The sequence below is a fragment of the Streptomyces shenzhenensis genome (genome assembly GCF_021462265.1).
Lineage (GTDB): Bacteria > Actinomycetota > Actinomycetes > Streptomycetales > Streptomycetaceae > Streptomyces > Streptomyces shenzhenensis.
Map to the genome: position 1 here is coordinate 1 of NZ_JAJONF010000006.1, position 14,539 is coordinate 14,539.

Annotated in this window: 15 protein-coding genes and 1 pseudogene; 9 read left to right on the plus strand and 7 right to left on the minus strand. The window is 71.0% G+C overall.

Features of this window, described 5'->3' with window-relative positions; translation table 11 throughout:
* Positions 1 to 378: pseudogene (locus LQ326_RS10255) on the plus strand (DEAD/DEAH box helicase); the annotation flags it as partial.
* A gap of 154 nt (positions 379 to 532) precedes the next feature.
* On the plus strand, positions 533 to 1,423 hold the full coding sequence (locus LQ326_RS10260; protein ID WP_234534907.1) for an alpha/beta fold hydrolase: 891 nt from the start codon (positions 533 to 535) through the stop codon (positions 1,421 to 1,423).
* Here the strand turns inward: LQ326_RS10260 and LQ326_RS10265 are convergent.
* Complete coding sequence (locus tag LQ326_RS10265) at positions 1,420 to 2,322, minus strand: NYN domain-containing protein (protein WP_234535466.1); 903 nt, start codon at positions 2,320 to 2,322, stop codon at positions 1,420 to 1,422. The genes LQ326_RS10260 and LQ326_RS10265 overlap by 4 nt on opposite strands.
* A 161-nt stretch (positions 2,323 to 2,483) precedes the next feature.
* Between LQ326_RS10265 and LQ326_RS10270 the strand changes: the two genes are divergently transcribed.
* On the plus strand, positions 2,484 to 2,636 hold the full coding sequence (locus tag LQ326_RS10270) for a DUF8834 family protein (protein ID WP_093499233.1): 153 nt from the start codon (positions 2,484 to 2,486) through the stop codon (positions 2,634 to 2,636).
* Positions 2,637 to 2,799: 163 nt separating this feature from the next.
* Here the strand turns inward: LQ326_RS10270 and LQ326_RS10275 are convergent, their stop codons facing one another.
* The 3 genes from LQ326_RS10275 to LQ326_RS10285 form a co-directional block, all read right to left on the minus strand.
* Complete coding sequence (locus LQ326_RS10275; RefSeq protein ID WP_234534909.1) at positions 2,800 to 3,405, minus strand: MarC family protein; 606 nt, start codon at positions 3,403 to 3,405, stop codon at positions 2,800 to 2,802.
* A 48-nt stretch (positions 3,406 to 3,453) separates the two neighbouring features.
* On the minus strand, positions 3,454 to 4,317 hold the full coding sequence (locus LQ326_RS10280; protein WP_234534911.1) for a PHP domain-containing protein: 864 nt from the start codon (positions 4,315 to 4,317) through the stop codon (positions 3,454 to 3,456).
* A gap of 259 nt (positions 4,318 to 4,576) precedes the next feature.
* A complete protein-coding gene (locus tag LQ326_RS10285) occupies positions 4,577 to 5,218 on the minus strand; it encodes a DUF6758 family protein (RefSeq protein ID WP_234534912.1) in 642 nt (213 codons plus the stop codon).
* 188 nt (positions 5,219 to 5,406) lie between these two features.
* On the opposite strand from LQ326_RS10285, the gene LQ326_RS10290 reads away from it, so the two are divergent.
* Positions 5,407 to 6,633 carry an MFS transporter gene (locus tag LQ326_RS10290; RefSeq protein ID WP_234534914.1) on the plus strand — a complete coding sequence of 409 codons (1,227 nt, stop codon included), beginning with the start codon at positions 5,407 to 5,409 and terminating at the stop codon, positions 6,631 to 6,633.
* A 43-nt stretch (positions 6,634 to 6,676) separates the two neighbouring features.
* On the opposite strand, the gene LQ326_RS10295 is transcribed toward LQ326_RS10290, so the two are convergent.
* Entirely contained in the window at positions 6,677 to 7,273 is a 597-nt protein-coding gene (locus LQ326_RS10295) for a suppressor of fused domain protein (RefSeq protein ID WP_234534916.1), read from the minus strand.
* A gap of 480 nt (positions 7,274 to 7,753) precedes the next feature.
* On the opposite strand from LQ326_RS10295, the gene LQ326_RS10300 reads away from it, so the two are divergent.
* Both LQ326_RS10300 and LQ326_RS10305 read left to right on the plus strand, forming a co-directional pair.
* Positions 7,754 to 8,884 carry a magnesium and cobalt transport protein CorA gene (locus LQ326_RS10300; RefSeq protein WP_234534917.1) on the plus strand — a complete coding sequence of 377 codons (1,131 nt, stop codon included), beginning with the start codon at positions 7,754 to 7,756 and terminating at the stop codon, positions 8,882 to 8,884.
* A 10-nt stretch (positions 8,885 to 8,894) separates the two neighbouring features.
* A complete protein-coding gene (locus LQ326_RS10305) occupies positions 8,895 to 9,407 on the plus strand; it encodes a hypothetical protein (protein WP_234534919.1) in 513 nt (170 codons plus the stop codon).
* Between the two features lie 211 nt (positions 9,408 to 9,618).
* On the opposite strand, the gene LQ326_RS10310 is transcribed toward LQ326_RS10305, so the two are convergent.
* The gene (locus tag LQ326_RS10310; protein ID WP_234534920.1) at positions 9,619 to 10,344 is read right to left on the minus strand and encodes a LolA-like protein; all 726 of its coding nucleotides are present in this window, start codon (positions 10,342 to 10,344) and stop codon (positions 9,619 to 9,621) included.
* Positions 10,345 to 10,543: 199 nt separating this feature from the next.
* Between LQ326_RS10310 and LQ326_RS10315 the strand changes: the two genes are divergently transcribed.
* Genes LQ326_RS10315 through LQ326_RS10325 form a run of 3 tightly spaced genes read left to right on the plus strand, consistent with a single transcriptional unit; the run spans position 10,544 to position 13,620 of the window.
* On the plus strand, positions 10,544 to 11,857 hold the full coding sequence (locus LQ326_RS10315; protein ID WP_234534922.1) for a magnesium transporter MgtE N-terminal domain-containing protein: 1,314 nt from the start codon (positions 10,544 to 10,546) through the stop codon (positions 11,855 to 11,857).
* Entirely contained in the window at positions 11,847 to 12,443 is a 597-nt protein-coding gene (locus tag LQ326_RS10320; RefSeq protein WP_234534924.1) for a DUF1003 domain-containing protein, read from the plus strand. The genes LQ326_RS10315 and LQ326_RS10320 overlap by 11 nt, the downstream gene beginning before the upstream one ends.
* Positions 12,444 to 12,486: 43 nt before the next feature.
* A complete protein-coding gene (locus LQ326_RS10325; RefSeq protein ID WP_234534926.1) occupies positions 12,487 to 13,620 on the plus strand; it encodes an Mrp/NBP35 family ATP-binding protein in 1,134 nt (377 codons plus the stop codon).
* A 156-nt stretch (positions 13,621 to 13,776) separates the two neighbouring features.
* Here LQ326_RS10325 and LQ326_RS10330 read toward each other — a convergent pair whose 3' ends face one another.
* Positions 13,777 to 14,448: a hypothetical protein gene (locus LQ326_RS10330; protein WP_234534928.1), complete on the minus strand. Its 672-nt coding sequence runs from the start codon at positions 14,446 to 14,448 to the stop codon at positions 13,777 to 13,779.
* Between the last annotated feature and the right edge of the window lie 91 nt (positions 14,449 to 14,539).

The following is a 14,539-nucleotide window of genomic DNA, read 5'->3' on the forward strand; positions in this document are numbered from 1 at the left end:
GCAGCCGCCGAGCCGGAGACGGCCGAGGCAGCCGCCGAGGCGAAGCCCCGCCGCACCCGCAAGACGGCCGCGACCGCCCCGGAGGCCGCTGAGGCGGTGGCGGAGGCCGCGCCCCAGGCGCGCCGGACCCGGAAGGCGGCCGAGGCCGCCGTCGACTCCGCCGAGGGCACCGAGGCCAAGCCCCGCCGCACCCGCAAGGCGACGGCAGCCGCCGCCACGGCGGAGATCCCGGCGCAGGCCACCGCGGAGCCGGAGGCCAAACCGAGGCGACGCACCACCCGCAAGACGGCCGAGTCCGTCGAAGGGGCGGCCGACGCCGAGGCGAAGCCGAAGGCCCGCCGCACCCGGAAGGTCACCGCCGCGGCCCCCGAGGCCTGAGCGCACGCCACGACGGCCCGGACCACCCCGTGTGGTCCGGGCCGTCGGCGTTTCCGCACAGCCCGGCCACGGCGTCCCCGGTGCCCCGGGGCCGAGGCCGGGATTCACTCGCCGGATCCCGGTCGGTCACCCCGCTCCGGTTACCCTCTCCCTCATGAGCAGGCCTCGTACCTTCGTCCCGCCCGCCGGTGCCCGTGCGTACACGCTCGTCACCGAGCGCGGCGAGTTCGCCGTCGTCGACGCGCCCGTGGCCGCCGGGGTGGAGGTCAGGGGGGTCGCGCTGCTGCTGCCCGGGTTCACCGGGAGCAAGGAGGACTTCAACCGGCTGCACGAAACGCTGGGCCGGCGCGGGTACCGGACGGTCGCCGTGGACGGGCGCGGGCAGTTCGAGTCGGACGGTCCGGAGGACGACGAATCGGTTTACGCCCAGGAGGAGCTGGCGCGGGACGTGCTCGCGCAGGCGGCGGCGGTCGGGGACGGCGGGCCGGTGCATCTGCTGGGGCACTCGCTCGGCGGTCAGATCGCACGCGCGGCCGTGCTCCTCGACCGGTCGCCGTTCCGCTCGCTGACCCTGATGGCCTCGGGTCCGGCACAGATCTCCTCCTCCCAGCAACAGCGCGTGAAGTTGTTGCACGACGCGCTCGCCGTGATGTCGATGGCCGAGGTGTGGGAGGCCATGCAGGCCCTGGAGGCGCCGGAGGAACTGGACGAGCTGGACGCGCTGGAGGAGATGCTGGAGGACGGCGAGGATCTGCGGCGCCGCTGGCTGGGCAACAAGCCGGCCCAACTCCTCGCCACCGGACGCCAGTTGTGCACCGAGCCGGACCGCGTCGCGGAACTGGCCGCCGTACCACTGTCGTTCCACGTGCTGTCGGGCGCCCGGGACGACACCTGGCCGGTACCGCTGCTGGACGAGATGGCGCTGCGGCTGCGGGCGCACCGGACGGTCATCGAGGGGGCGGAGCACTCGCCCAACACCGACCGGCCCGCCGCCACCGCCGAGGCGCTCGCCGCGTTCTGGGACGCTGTCGCCGACGTGGGCTAGTACTGCGTCCGCAGGTGTTCCCAGAAGCCGTCCCGCAGGGCGCGGCGCAGGTCGGCCTGGCCGCGCAGGGAGTACTGGAGCATCCGCTCGGCCTCGACGAGGAGGTCCTGGTCGACGGATCCCGGCAGGTAGGGGTGGCCGGGCAGCAGCTCGACGAGCGTCTCACGGCCCCGCGAGGACAGCCATTTCGCGGCGATCTGCGCGCCGATGAAACGGACGTCCTCGCGGCTGGGTCTGGTGGCGCCGGCCTCGTAGGCGTGGGCGGTGCGCCGGGAGACGTACGGCTTGAAGAATTCGAGGTCGAGCGTGCGCTGGCTGTCGACCTCCCAGAGCAGCGGCTCGGCCTGGTTGCGGCCCTCGGGGGCCTCGATGCCCCAGAGGTGGACCCGGGCGCCGTAGCCCTGGGCGGCCTCGACCGCCGAGACCAGGTCCTCGTCGCCGCCGAGCAGGGCCGCGTCACTGATGGCGCGGTGCCGGGCGAGTGACTCCAGGTCCGTGCGGATCAGGGAGTCGACGCCCTTCTGCTGGTTGTTGGCGTTGAGGTTGCCGAGGCGGACCTTGACGTCGGGCAGCTCGGCGATGGCCTGCTGCTCGGCGGTGTGGATGCGGCGGCGGGCGCCGTCGTACCAGTAGACGCGGAGCAGCCGGCTGTCGGCGAAGATCTGGCGCGCCTTGTCGATGAGCGCTTCGATCAGCCCTTCGGCGTCGAGGTCGAAGGCGCGGCGGTCCTCCGTCCCCGCGACGAGCCGGCCCGTGGCCGCGTAGAGGTAGCCCGCGTCCACGAAGATGGCGTGCGTCGAGGGCGTCTTGGCCACTTCGGCGAGCATGCGGGTGAGCAGCTCGTTCGTGCGGTCGATACCGGCCTGGAGGGCGGTGAGGTCGTCGTTCATCACCTCCATTGTCCCGGCGGTCACGCTGCGAACACAACCGGTCCCGGTCAGTCCCGTAAAGACTCTTACCGATCGGTAATTAGACGTTCGAAAAATTTCTTTAGCGTAGGGAATGTTTGTAACACGCAAGTCGTTGACTCATACGGAACACAGCGACGAAGGGAGAGGCCATGCGCTTCGAAATCATGCGACTCGACGAGGTCGACGGCACCACCGTGGACAGCACTGTCGTGGACGCCGCCTCCGTCAGCGGGATCGTGCAGCAGGCCGCCGCCGTGGGGCAGCGCCTGTGGATCCGACCGGCCGAGACCCAGGCTTCGTAACAAGACGACGCGACGACGACGGACGAGCACCACACCGACGACGACACACGACGACATACAGCCAGACACCGACGACGACACATCGACGACACGCGGAGCACCGCACAGCCTTCGGAGCCCCCGTACGGCATCCACGCCGTACGGGGGCTCCGCGTATGGAGCGCTAAGCGCCCTTGATCACCTGGGTGACGCCGTTGATGATCTGCTGCACGGCGATCGCGGAGAGCATCATGCCCGCCAGGCGCGTCACCAGGACCACGCCGCCGTCCTTGATGAGCCGGATGATCAGCAGCGAATAGCGCATCACCAGCCACAGCACGACATGGACGGCGAGGATCGCGGCCCACACGGACACCTGCGTGGCCACGCTGCCGGCCTTCTGCACGGCGAGGATGACGGACACGATCGCACCGGGGCCGGCCAGCAGCGGCATGCCGAGTGGCACCAGCGCCACGTTGACGTCCTTGGTCTGCTTCGGCTCGTCGTTCTTGCCGGTGAGCAGGTCCAGCGCGATGAGCAGGAGCAGCAGCCCGCCCGCGATCATCAGCGCGGGCACGGAGACGTTCAGGTAGTTCAGGATCTGGTGCCCCAGCAGCCCGAAGACGGCGATCACGCCGCCCGCCACGCACACGGCCTGGAAGGCCATCCGCTTCTGCACCTTGCCGGGCCGGCCGGCGGTGAGGGCGAGGAAGATCGGGGTGATCCCGGGGGGATCCATGATGACGAACAGGGTCAGGAAGAGGGAGCCGAAGACGGCGAAATCGAACATGGGGGTGCTACAGGCCTTGCGGAGTGAGGGACGTGGGCGTGCGAGGACTCAGCCTCGGGTCCCGCCGGTCCCCGGCACCGGAAACGCACCGGTCGCCCGCCGCGTGATCTCGCCGTACACCTCGGGGTCCGTGGTGTACTCGCCCAGCGTCACGGTCTTACGGCTGCCGTGGTAGTCGGAGGACCCGGTGACCAGCAGCCCCAGTTCCCCGGCGAGACCCCGCAGCCGTGCGCGGGTGTCCTCGTCGTGGTCCATGTGGTCGACCTCGATGCCGTCGAGACCGGCCGCGGCCATCTCCGCGATCGCCGCCTCGGGCACCGTACGCCCGCGCTTGGCGGCCCCCGGGTGCGCGAACACGCACACGCCGCCGGCGCCCTTGACCAGCCGGATCACCTCGAAGGGGTCGGTCTCGTGCTTCGCCACGAAGGCCCGGCCACCGTCGGCCAGCCACGCTTCGGTGAAGGCGTCGCTCACGGTCGGTACGACACCGAGCTCGACCAGCGCGGAGGCCACGTGCGGGCGCCCGACCGACCCGTCCCCGGCGATCCGCTTCACCTGCTCCCAGGTGACCGGCACGCCCAGCGCGTTCAGCTTGGCGATCATGCCCTGGGCACGCGGCACCCGGTCGTCCCGGACCAGCTCGCGCTCGGCGAGCAGAGCGGGCTCCTCGGCATCGAAGAGGTAGGCCAGCATGTGCATGGAGACGCCGTCGACACGGCAGGACAGTTCGGCCCCGGGGACCAGGGTGAGCCCCTCGGGCAGCGCGGCGATGGCCTCGGCGTACCCGCGGGTGGTGTCGTGATCGGTCAGCGCGACGACGTCAAGTCCGGCAGCGGCGGCATTGCGCACCAGCTCGGCCGGGGTGTCCGTACCGTCGGAGGCGGTGGAGTGGCAGTGCAGATCGATGCGCACGACGCGGACTCCAGCGGGCCGGTACGGATGGGGACGCATCAAGGATAGCGGCCGACATGGGGTGCCCTGTCACACCCGAAAGCCGGGAGCGCCCCATACAGCCGACGCACAGGGACACGCCCCGAAGGGGCGCGGGGAACTGCGCGACAAGCCCCCACCGGCGACGCACGACCAACCCACCGGCCCGCGCACGACCGACCACCCCGGCCCACGCCCCATTGACCCACCGGCCCGCGCACGACCGACCACCCCGTGGCCCCTACGGCTCCAGCAAACGCGGTGACAACGCGCCGCAGGGCACCAGATCCACCTCGGCCCCCGCGTCCCGCAAGTCGGTCAGCACCAACTCGTCGTACATCAGCAACCCCGTCTGCTCCGGCCACACCACGGCCCAAAGCCACAGCCCCAGGGCCTCGCCCGCGAAGACGGCCCGGTCGTCCGGCGCACCGGAGACATGCCAGAGCGGTGTCGGCCGCCCCGCCGCCAGCACCTTCGCCTGCGCCGGCTTCTCCACGTTCATGGACGGCCCGGGATCCGGCCCGTCGATCCCCGCGTACCGGGCCCCGAGGCCGACCCCCAGCTCCTCGGCGACCAGGATCATCTCCCCTATGCCGCCGAGCGGCGCGGGCCCGGAGCAGGCGACGGCGGTCGCGCGCCCTCCGCTGCGGTCGTCACCGGCGTACGCCACACCCGTGAACAGCCAGCCGACCGGCAGCGGCCAGGGCATCCAGACCGGGACCTGGGTGCGGTGCACCACCACACCGAGGGCCTCGACGCTGGGCGGGATCACGGGCTGCACCGGATGCACGGTCCCGTGCACCTCGCACTGCCAGGTGTCGGCGAAAAGGCCGGGAGCCCTGACCCGGCCACCACACTTCGGGCAACTGGGTTCGCCCCTCATAGGGCCCCACGGTCCTACCCGGGATCCCCCACGTCAAGGACGATCACCCGTCCGGGCGGAAGCGGTCACCTGGAGGAACTAGATGCGCCTTGCATTAATTAGCCCCTCTAACTTACTATGTGTATAAGCCAACCAAATCCGCAACGGAATCCGCACCAGACATCCGCGGCACAGAGTGGAGGAAGCGCATGGACGACCCGTTCGACGCGGGAGCAGGCAGCATCCTGCGGCAGCCGAAGGCCGTGTGGGCGACGGCCGGTGCGTCCGTCGTCGCCTTCATGGGCATCGGACTCGTCGACCCGATCCTGCCCTCCATAGCCAGGGGACTGGACGCCACGGCCGGCCAGGTCTCCCTGCTCTTCACCTCGTACTTCCTGATCACCGCCGTGGCGATGCTGCTCACCGGCTTCGTCTCCAGCCGGATCGGCGGCCGCAAGACCCTGCTGCTCGGCCTCGCGTTCGTGGTCGTCTTCGCGGGCCTGGCCGGCACGTCCGACACAGTCGGCCAGCTGGTCGGCTTCCGGGCCGGCTGGGGCCTCGGCAACGCCCTGTTCGTCTCGACCGCCCTGGCCGTCATCGTGGGCGCGGCGGCCGGCGGCAGCGCCGCCGCGATCCTGCTCTACGAGTCGGCGCTCGGCCTCGGCATGGCGTGCGGCCCGCTGCTGGGCGCGGTGCTCGGCAACATCAGCTGGCGTTACCCCTTCTTCGGCACCGCCACCCTGATGGCGATCGGCTTCCTGTGCATCACCGCGTTCCTGAAGGAACAGCCGAAGCCGGCCCGCCGGACCTCGATCCTGGATCCGATCCGGGCACTGGGCCACGGCGGCCTCGCCTCCGCGGCCGCCTCCGCCTTCTTCTACAACTACACGTTCTTCACCGTGCTGGCCTTCACCCCGTTCGTGCTGAACATGAGCCCGTACCGCTCGGGCGCGGTCTTCTTCGCCTGGGGTGTGCTGCTCGCGCTCTTCTCGGTGGTCGTCGCCCCGCGCATGCAGAAGCGTCTCGGGTCCCTGAAGGTGCTCGGGGGCTCGCTGGTCCTGCTCGCCGCCGACGTCCTCGTCCTCGGCTACGGCGGCCACACCGCCGCCGTCGTCTGCACGATCCTGTCCGGCGCGTTCATCGGCGTGAACAACACGGTCTACACCGAACTGGCCCTCGGCGTGTCGGACGCGCCGCGCCCGGTGGCGAGCGCGGGCTACAACTTCGTCCGCTGGTTCGCCGCGGCGGCCGCTCCCTACTTCGCGCCGAAGATCGAGGAGTGGACCGACATCCACGTCCCGTTCGTGGTGGCGGCGGTCACCGCGGTCCTGGGCGCGGTGGTGGTGCTCGTACGACGGAACGCGCTGACCCACGACGCCGCGGAACTGCAGCCGCGGCACGCCACCGAGGACGGCGTCACGGTCTTTGCCAACTGACTCTCCGGGAGCGGCGCTTGGTGAGCTTGCTCACCAAGCGCGTTCAGTCCAGCGGGACGGATGTCCGGTGCGGGTCCCTGAGGTCCGTCCCGTTCGCGAGCCAGCGCTCCTGGAGGGCCCCGGCGCCGTGCACGCGCTTCCAGGCCGCCTCGTTCGGCGTCATCGGCAGCAGCGGCAGGAACCGTACGGGATCGAGAGGCGCGTCCAGCTCCAGATCCTCGACGAGACCGCCCGGTTCGCCGACCAGGACGGAGGTGAAGGGCGCCCCCGGCCACAGCGGACCGCCGACGTCCAGCGACCCGCCCGGGGTCACGACCAGGCCCTCCACCTGCGGTGACGCGGCGAGTACGGCGAGCGGGCGGAGCACCTTGTCGGTCTCGGCGAGCCCGGCCCGGACCGACAGGACCAGTTCGGCGCGCGGTCCCTTCACGGGGTCCGCGACCATCGCGGTGGGGTCCGTCATGGGGTGCGCGGACATGCCGAGGGTGGCGTAGCGGACGACGTCCTCGCCCTGGAGATCCTCGTGGAAGCGGAGCACCTCGATGCGGTCCGTGCCGAGGAAGGTGACCGCCGCGCGCGCGTCCGGTTCGCCCAGCGTGGTGGTCAACCGGGCTTCGACCAGAGGAAGAACTTCAGCCATGGCGTGAGCATAGAACTCGTCAGTGCCGGGCAAAGCGGCGCCTTGACACCGAGGCCTGCTGCTACTCTGGCCGCGGCGGTTCGGGGCAGCACGCAGTGCGTCGCGGTCGGACCCGACGCCGACAGGACTCCCTTACGAGGGACCGGCTGGAGGAGGTGGGGCTGTCATGGATCGAAGTCACCCGTGCAGTACCACTCGCTCTTCCGGCCTCTGATTTCTTCTCTGGCTGGCTGCCGCCTTCTCGTGCGCGTTGTCGTTCGGAAGAGCACTTCGTTTCGCCTGATCCTTCTGACCGGTCCGTTCCGGATCTGTCTGGATCCGTTTGTCTGATCTGAATCAGTAGCGAAGTCGCCACCGCAACGGTGCGGTGCTCCCCGCTTTGTGGACGTGCCAAACATCCGAAGCCAGGACGTCCCCATTCCGGGTAGTTCCACCCGTTCGCCGGCGGTCTTCCGCTGCCTGTCGCGAAGGAGCCTGCCCATGTCGATGATCCGCGACCTGCGCGCCGTCGTCCGCCCGTCCCGCCCCTCGCTGCGCAAGAGCCTGCGTCCGGACAGCGGCGCGTACGACACCACCCGCGACCCCGGCACGCCGTCGGCCGTCGTCGACTGCGCCGTCTACCGCGACGGCGCCCGGGTCGAGGCGGGCAAGCCGCTGAGCCCGCACGAGGCGATGCGGCTGGTGCGCCGTGACGGCGGGTTCGTGTGGATCGGGCTGCACGAGCCGACCGAGGCCGAATTCGCCGGTATCGCGAGCGAGTTCGGGCTCCACCCGCTGGCCGTCGAGGACGCGGTCCAGGCCCACCAGCGCCCGAAGCTCGAACGCTACGACGACTCGCTCTTCACCGTCTTCAAGACCATCCACTACGTCGAGCACGACCAGCTCACCGACACCAGCGAGGTCGTGGAGACCGGCGAGGTCATGTGCTTCACCGGCCGGGACTTCTTCATCACCGTCCGGCACGGCGGGCAGGGCTCGCTGCGGGCGCTGCGGCACCGGCTCCAGGACGACCCCGAACTGCTCGCCAAGGGCCCTTCGGCCGTGCTGCACGCCATCGCCGACCACGTCGTGGACGGTTACATCGCCGTCGCCGACGCCGTGCAGGACGACATCGACGAGGTGGAGACCGAGGTCTTCACGCCGGGCCGTGGGGGCGGGGTGTCCCGGGGTGTCGACTCGGCGCGGATCTACCAGCTCAAGCGCGAGGTGCTGGAGTTCAAGCGCGCGGTCTCGCCCCTGCTGCGCCCGATGCAGCTGCTGAGCGAACGGCCCATGCGGCTGGTCGACCCCGACATCCAGAAGTACTTCCGGGACGTCGCCGACCACCTCGCCCGGGTCCAGGAGCAGGTCATCGGCTTCGACGAACTCCTCAACTCCATCCTCCAGGCCAACCTCGCGCAGGCGTCCGTGGCGCAGAACGAGGACATGCGGAAGATCACGGCATGGGCCGCGATCATCGCCGTGCCGACGATGGTGTGCGGTGTGTACGGCATGAACTTCAAGTACATGCCGGAGCTGCACTGGAGGTACGGCTACCCGGTGATCATGGGCATCACGGTCTGCATCTGCCTCGGCATCCACCGGACGCTCAAGCGCAACGGCTGGCTCTAGGGTGGGCGCCATGACAAGCGAGCTGCTCGACCAGGCCCTCGTCGAGGAGGCCACGAAGAAGTCCGGCCTCATCTGGGTACGGGCCGCGGGAGCGGCGGCCGCGCGTGCGGTGTGGCACGCGTGGGCCGACGGGGGCGTGTACCTGGTCGGCGACGGGGCCGAGCAGCCGCTGGGTGAGCTGGCCGACGGGGGGTCGGCGGAGGTGACCGTCCGCAGCAAGGACAAGGGCGGCCGACTGGTCACCTGGACGGCGACGGTCACGGAACTGCCCGCCGGCACCCCGGAGTGGGACGCGGCGGTGGCCGAACTGAAGGGCAAACGCCTCAACGCCCCCGACGGCGAGGCGATGACGGACCGCTGGGCGAGGGAGTGCAGGGTGCTGCGCCTGACGCCGACGGGGGCGGTCTCGCCTCTTCCGGAGGGCAGCCTGTCCGAGCCGCCGGTCGCGTCCCCGGCGACGACCCGCGGCCCCGTCCCGGCCGGCCTGCCACGGCTGCTTGCCAAGCGCCGAAAGCCCAAGTAGCCAGAGCCCGAGCAGAGTTGGGCACCGCCGAACACCACCGTCGTGGCGCACCGCCGTTGCGGCGGGCTCCAGAAACCCGAACGCCCCGCACACCCGCCGATCCGTCAGATCCGCCGGTCTTCCGCCTCCGCCCGCAACGGCGCTCAGCCCCCGCGGCGCCGACCGGCGGTACCGAACCCACCGCAAGCCCCGCCCACGCCGCCGCCGGCCGCTACGACGACGGTAATTGCTTCCCGTAGTCGACCGTCTCGCCCTTCTCCGGTTCGGCCACGCTGAAGTCCTTGCCCCAGTCGGAGAAGGTGAGGGTGCCGGCGCCGCCGGCGCGTTGCAGGCGGAGAGGGTAGGGCTTGCCCCGCAGGGAGACGTCGAGGGTGCCCCCGGAGCCGCCGTCGCCGGTGATGCGGATGGTGGGGGTGCCCGACTGGTCGTGGTGACCGGCCGTCGAGAGCGAACCGTGCAGGGTCAGCAGGCCCGAGAGGAGGACGTCCTTGTCCGTGAAGCCGCTGAACTTCTTGTACGCGGGATCCGTCCGCGGCACCTTCACGTACTTGCCGTCGAGCTTGGTCGCGGCGGTCGTGTCGCTGCCGTCGGCGTGGTTCCAGAACCCCGAGTCAGCCTGCAGATACAGCGTGTCGCCGACCCGCAGGAGCTGGAACGTCGAGCCCTTCGAGGTGACCGACCCGGTCCCGCCGTCCTTGTTGAGGCGCATGTCCAGCTGGTACGTACGCCCGCTCGTGACCACCGTCCCGGCCATCCGCACCGTCGCCACCGACGACGCCGCCGCCCGCGTCTTCGACTGGATCACGTCCGGCGCCAGCTTGCCCACCCCGTTCGTGCCCGCGTCGGGATCCCCGCCGCAGCCGGTGAGGACGGCCAGTGCGCACACGGCGGTGACCAGTGCGGCGTGGCGAGTACGGCCCGGAGCGATCGCGGTCACGGACACGGCCGCCTTTCTGAGGGGTCCGGCAGGGCGTACCGCAGCGTACCGGTGCCCGACCCGCCCGGCGGAGCCAGTCCGTCCGGACCGCCCACCAGGGCGTATCCGATCGGTACGGGCTAGCCTGAAGCCCACCGAGCGGGCGGAAGGGACTGACAAACACGTAAGCGGTAATTCGGTAGGTAAAGGAAGCAACACCATGGCAGCCGGCGCTCCCCGCATCTTCGTCTCGCACCTCGCCGGTGTCCCCGTCTTCGATCCCGCCGGCGACAAGGTGGGCCGCCTCCGGGACCTCGTCGTCATGCTGCGGGTGCGCCGCCGCCCGCCCCGGCTGCTCGGCCTGGTCGTCGAACTGTCCACCCGGCGCCGCATCTTCCTGCCCATGACCCGGGTGACCGGCGTGGAGTCCGGCCAGGTCATCACCACCGGCGTGGTGAACGTCCGCCGCTTCGAGCAGCGCCCCACCGAACGTCTGGTCTTCGGTGAACTCCTCGACCGCCGTGTCCAGCTGGTCGAGACCGGCGAGGAGGTCACCGTCCTCGACCTGGCCGTGCAGCAGCTGCCGACCCGCCGGGACTGGGAGATCGACCGGGTCTTCGTCCGCAAGGGAAGAACCGGAACCTTCCGGCGGACCAGGGGGGAGACGCTCACCGTCGAGTGGTCGCAGGTCACCGGGTTCTCCCTGGAGGAGCACGGCCAGGGCGCCGAGAGCCTGCTCGCCACCTTCGAGCAGCTGCGCCCCGCCGACCTCGCCAACATGCTGCACCACCTCTCCGCCAAGCGCCGCGCGGAGGTGGCCGCGGCCCTCGACGACGACCGGCTGGCCGACGTACTCGAAGAACTCCCCGAGGACGACCAGATCGAGATCCTCGGCAAGCTGAAGGAGGAGCGGGCGGCGGACGTCCTGGAGGCCATGGACCCGGACGACGCGGCCGACCTGCTCGCCGAACTCCCCGAGGCCGACAAGGAACGGCTGCTGAGCCTGATGGAGCCGGCCGACGCGGCCGAGATGCGGCGCCTGATGTCGTACGAGGAACACACGGCGGGCGGTCTGATGACCACCGAACCGATCGTCCTGCGTCCGGACGCCACCGTCGCCGACGCCCTCGCCCGGGTCCGCAACCCCGATCTCTCCCCGGCCCTCGCCGCCCAGGTCTACGTCTGCCGGCCGCCCGACGAGACCCCGACCGGCAAGTACCTGGGCACCGTGCACTTCCAGCGGCTGCTGCGCGATCCCCCGTACACCCTGGTCAGTTCGCTGGTCGACGACGACCTGCAACCCCTCGACCCCGACGCCACGCTCCCGGTCATCGCCGGGTTCTTCGCCACGTACGACATGGTCGCGGCGCCCGTGGTGGACGAATCGGGGTCGCTGCTCGGCGCGGTGACCGTGGACGACGTCCTCGACCACATGCTGCCGGAGGACTGGCGGGAGACCGAGTTCCACCTGGCCGAGGGGGAGCCGGCGGCGGAGAAGACGCCGGAGAGGAGGGCGGGGATCCATGGTGCCTGAGCGCGAGAGCACCCGTGAGCGGACGCCGTCCGGCGCCACGGCCGCCAGCCGGTCGCGCGGTCACCGCCTGGACCAGCCGCGCCCGCCGCGGCGCAGGCTGCTGCCGGAGTGGGACCCGGACGCCTTCGGACGGCTGTCCGAGCGCATCGCCCGCTTCCTGGGCACCGGACGGTTCATCGTCTGGATGACGTTCGTGATCATCCTGTGGGTCCTGTGGAACGTCACGGTACCCGGCAGGCTCCGCTTCGACGAGTACCCGTTCATCTTCCTGACCCTGGCCCTGTCCCTGCAGGCCTCCTACGCGGCCCCGCTGATCCTGCTCGCGCAGAACAGGCAGGACGACCGCGACCGCGTCAACCTCGAACAGGACCGAAAGCAGAACGAGCGGTCCATCGCCGACACCGAGTACCTGACCCGGGAGATCGCCGCCCTGCGCATGGGCCTGGGCGAGGTGGCGACCCGGGACTGGATCCGCTCGGAGCTCCAGGACCTGCTGAAAGACATGGACGAGCGGCGGGACGGCCATCACGAACACGCGGTATTCCCGGCAGAACGGTCGGGGAGGCGTGACGTAGACGACCGCTGAGGGGCGTTATAGGGGGCCTGGGCCGCGCCGTACCATCGTTGGTATGGCTAGCGAAGACGCGGTGCGCGAGGCACTGGCGACGGTGAACGACCCCGAGATCAACCGGCCCATCACCGAACTGGGGATGGTCAAATCGGTGGTGATCGGGGAGGACGGCGCGGTCGCGGTCACCGTGTACCTGACCGTGTCCGGCTGCCCCATGCGGGACACGATCACCCAGCGCGTCACCGAGGCGGTCTCCCGGGTCGAGGGCGTCACCCGGGTCGACGTCACCCTGGACGTGATGAGCGACGAGCAGCGCAGGGAGCTGGCCTCCGCCCTGCGCGGCGGTCAGGCCGAGCGCGAGGTCCCCTTCGCCAAGCCCGGCAGCCTCACCCGCGTCTACGCGGTCGCCTCCGGCAAGGGCGGCGTCGGCAAGTCGTCGGTCACGGTCAACCTCGCCGTCGCGATGGCCGCCGACGGCCTCAAGGTGGGCGTGGTCGACGCGGACATCTACGGCCACTCCGTCCCGCGCATGCTCGGCGCGGACGGCAGCCCGACCCAGGTCGAGAACATGATCATGCCGCCGTCGGCGAACGGCGTGAAGGTCATCTCCATCGGCATGTTCACCCCGGGCAACGCCCCGGTGGTCTGGCGCGGCCCGATGCTGCACCGGGCCCTCCAGCAGTTCCTCGCCGACGTCTACTGGGGCGACCTGGACGTCCTCCTCCTCGACCTGCCGCCCGGCACCGGTGACATCGCCATCTCGGTCGCCCAGCTGGTCCCGAACGCCGAGATCCTGGTCGTGACCACGCCTCAGCAGGCGGCGGCCGAGGTCGCCGAGCGGGCGGGCTCCATCGCGGTCCAGACCCACCAGAAGATCGTCGGCGTGGTCGAGAACATGTCCGGCCTGCCCTGCCCGCACTGCGGCGAGATGGTCGACGTCTTCGGCACGGGCGGCGGCCAGAGTGTCGCCGACGGCCTCACCCGTGCGACGGGTGCGACCGTCCCCGTCCTCGGCTCCATCCCCATCGACGTCCGCCTCCGCGAGGGCGGCGACGAGGGCAAGCCGGTGGTCCTGACCGACCCGGACAGCCCGGCGGGAGCTGCCCTGCGCGGCATCGCCGGCAAACTGGGCGGCAGGCAGCGAGGCCTCTCGGGCATGTCCTTGGGTATCACCCCGCGCAACAAGTTCTAGAGTCCCAGCCGGGAACCACGGCGCCCCGCAAGGGGCGCCGGCTGTTCCGATGCGCGGCTCCGCCGCGTGGGCGCGACAAGCCACGACGCACCCGCGGTCGCGCGACGACCACAGCCCCCTGCGGTGAAGGGGCGCCCACCACCGGCGCCCCTTTTCTCATGCGTACGCGGCGATGTCCTTGATCATCGCGAACCCCAGCCCGTACGCGCTCATCCCCCGCCCGTACGCCCCGAGGTGCACGCCCGCCTCCGTGGACCCGGCCAGCACCCAGCCGAACTCCGACTCCCGGTAGTGGAACGGCGTGGCCACTCCGTCCACCGGCAGTGACAGCGACGACCAGGCGTCGCCGGCCAGGTCGTCCGCCAGCTCCCACGCGGTCTCGGTCTGCTGCTCCAGCCAGTCGTCCCGCAGGCTGTGGTCCATCTGGCCCGGCCAGGTGAAGGAGAGCAGGCCGACGCCCGCCAGCCACGCGGCGGACGACACCGACGTGGCCTCCAGGAGGCCGGTCCCGTCGGCGCTCCTGCGGGACGGGCTCGCCGCGACGGTCACGACCACCGCGAACTTCTCCCTCGACTCGCTCGCGGCGGCGGCCAGGTGCTCGTTGCGCACCGACGGCTCGTCCCCGTGCCCGATCGAACCGTGCTCGACGGCCCCGTCGGCCGCCGTGCCCACCTGCATCAGCCAGCGCGGCCCCGTGAAGGCCTCGTCGAGGCCGTACCAGGGGAAGGGCGCCTCCAGGTAGCCGTCGACCGTACGGCGGGCGAGGCGGACCTGCTGTTGGTCCTCCGCGACCGGCGCCTGTCCGTCCACCCGACTTGTCGTCTCCATCTGCCCGGACGCCTCCTAGCTCTCGTCGGTCCGGGGCGGCCCGCCCCCCTTCGGGCGCACTCGTCCGGTCCGCACAACAACTCGGCAGCAT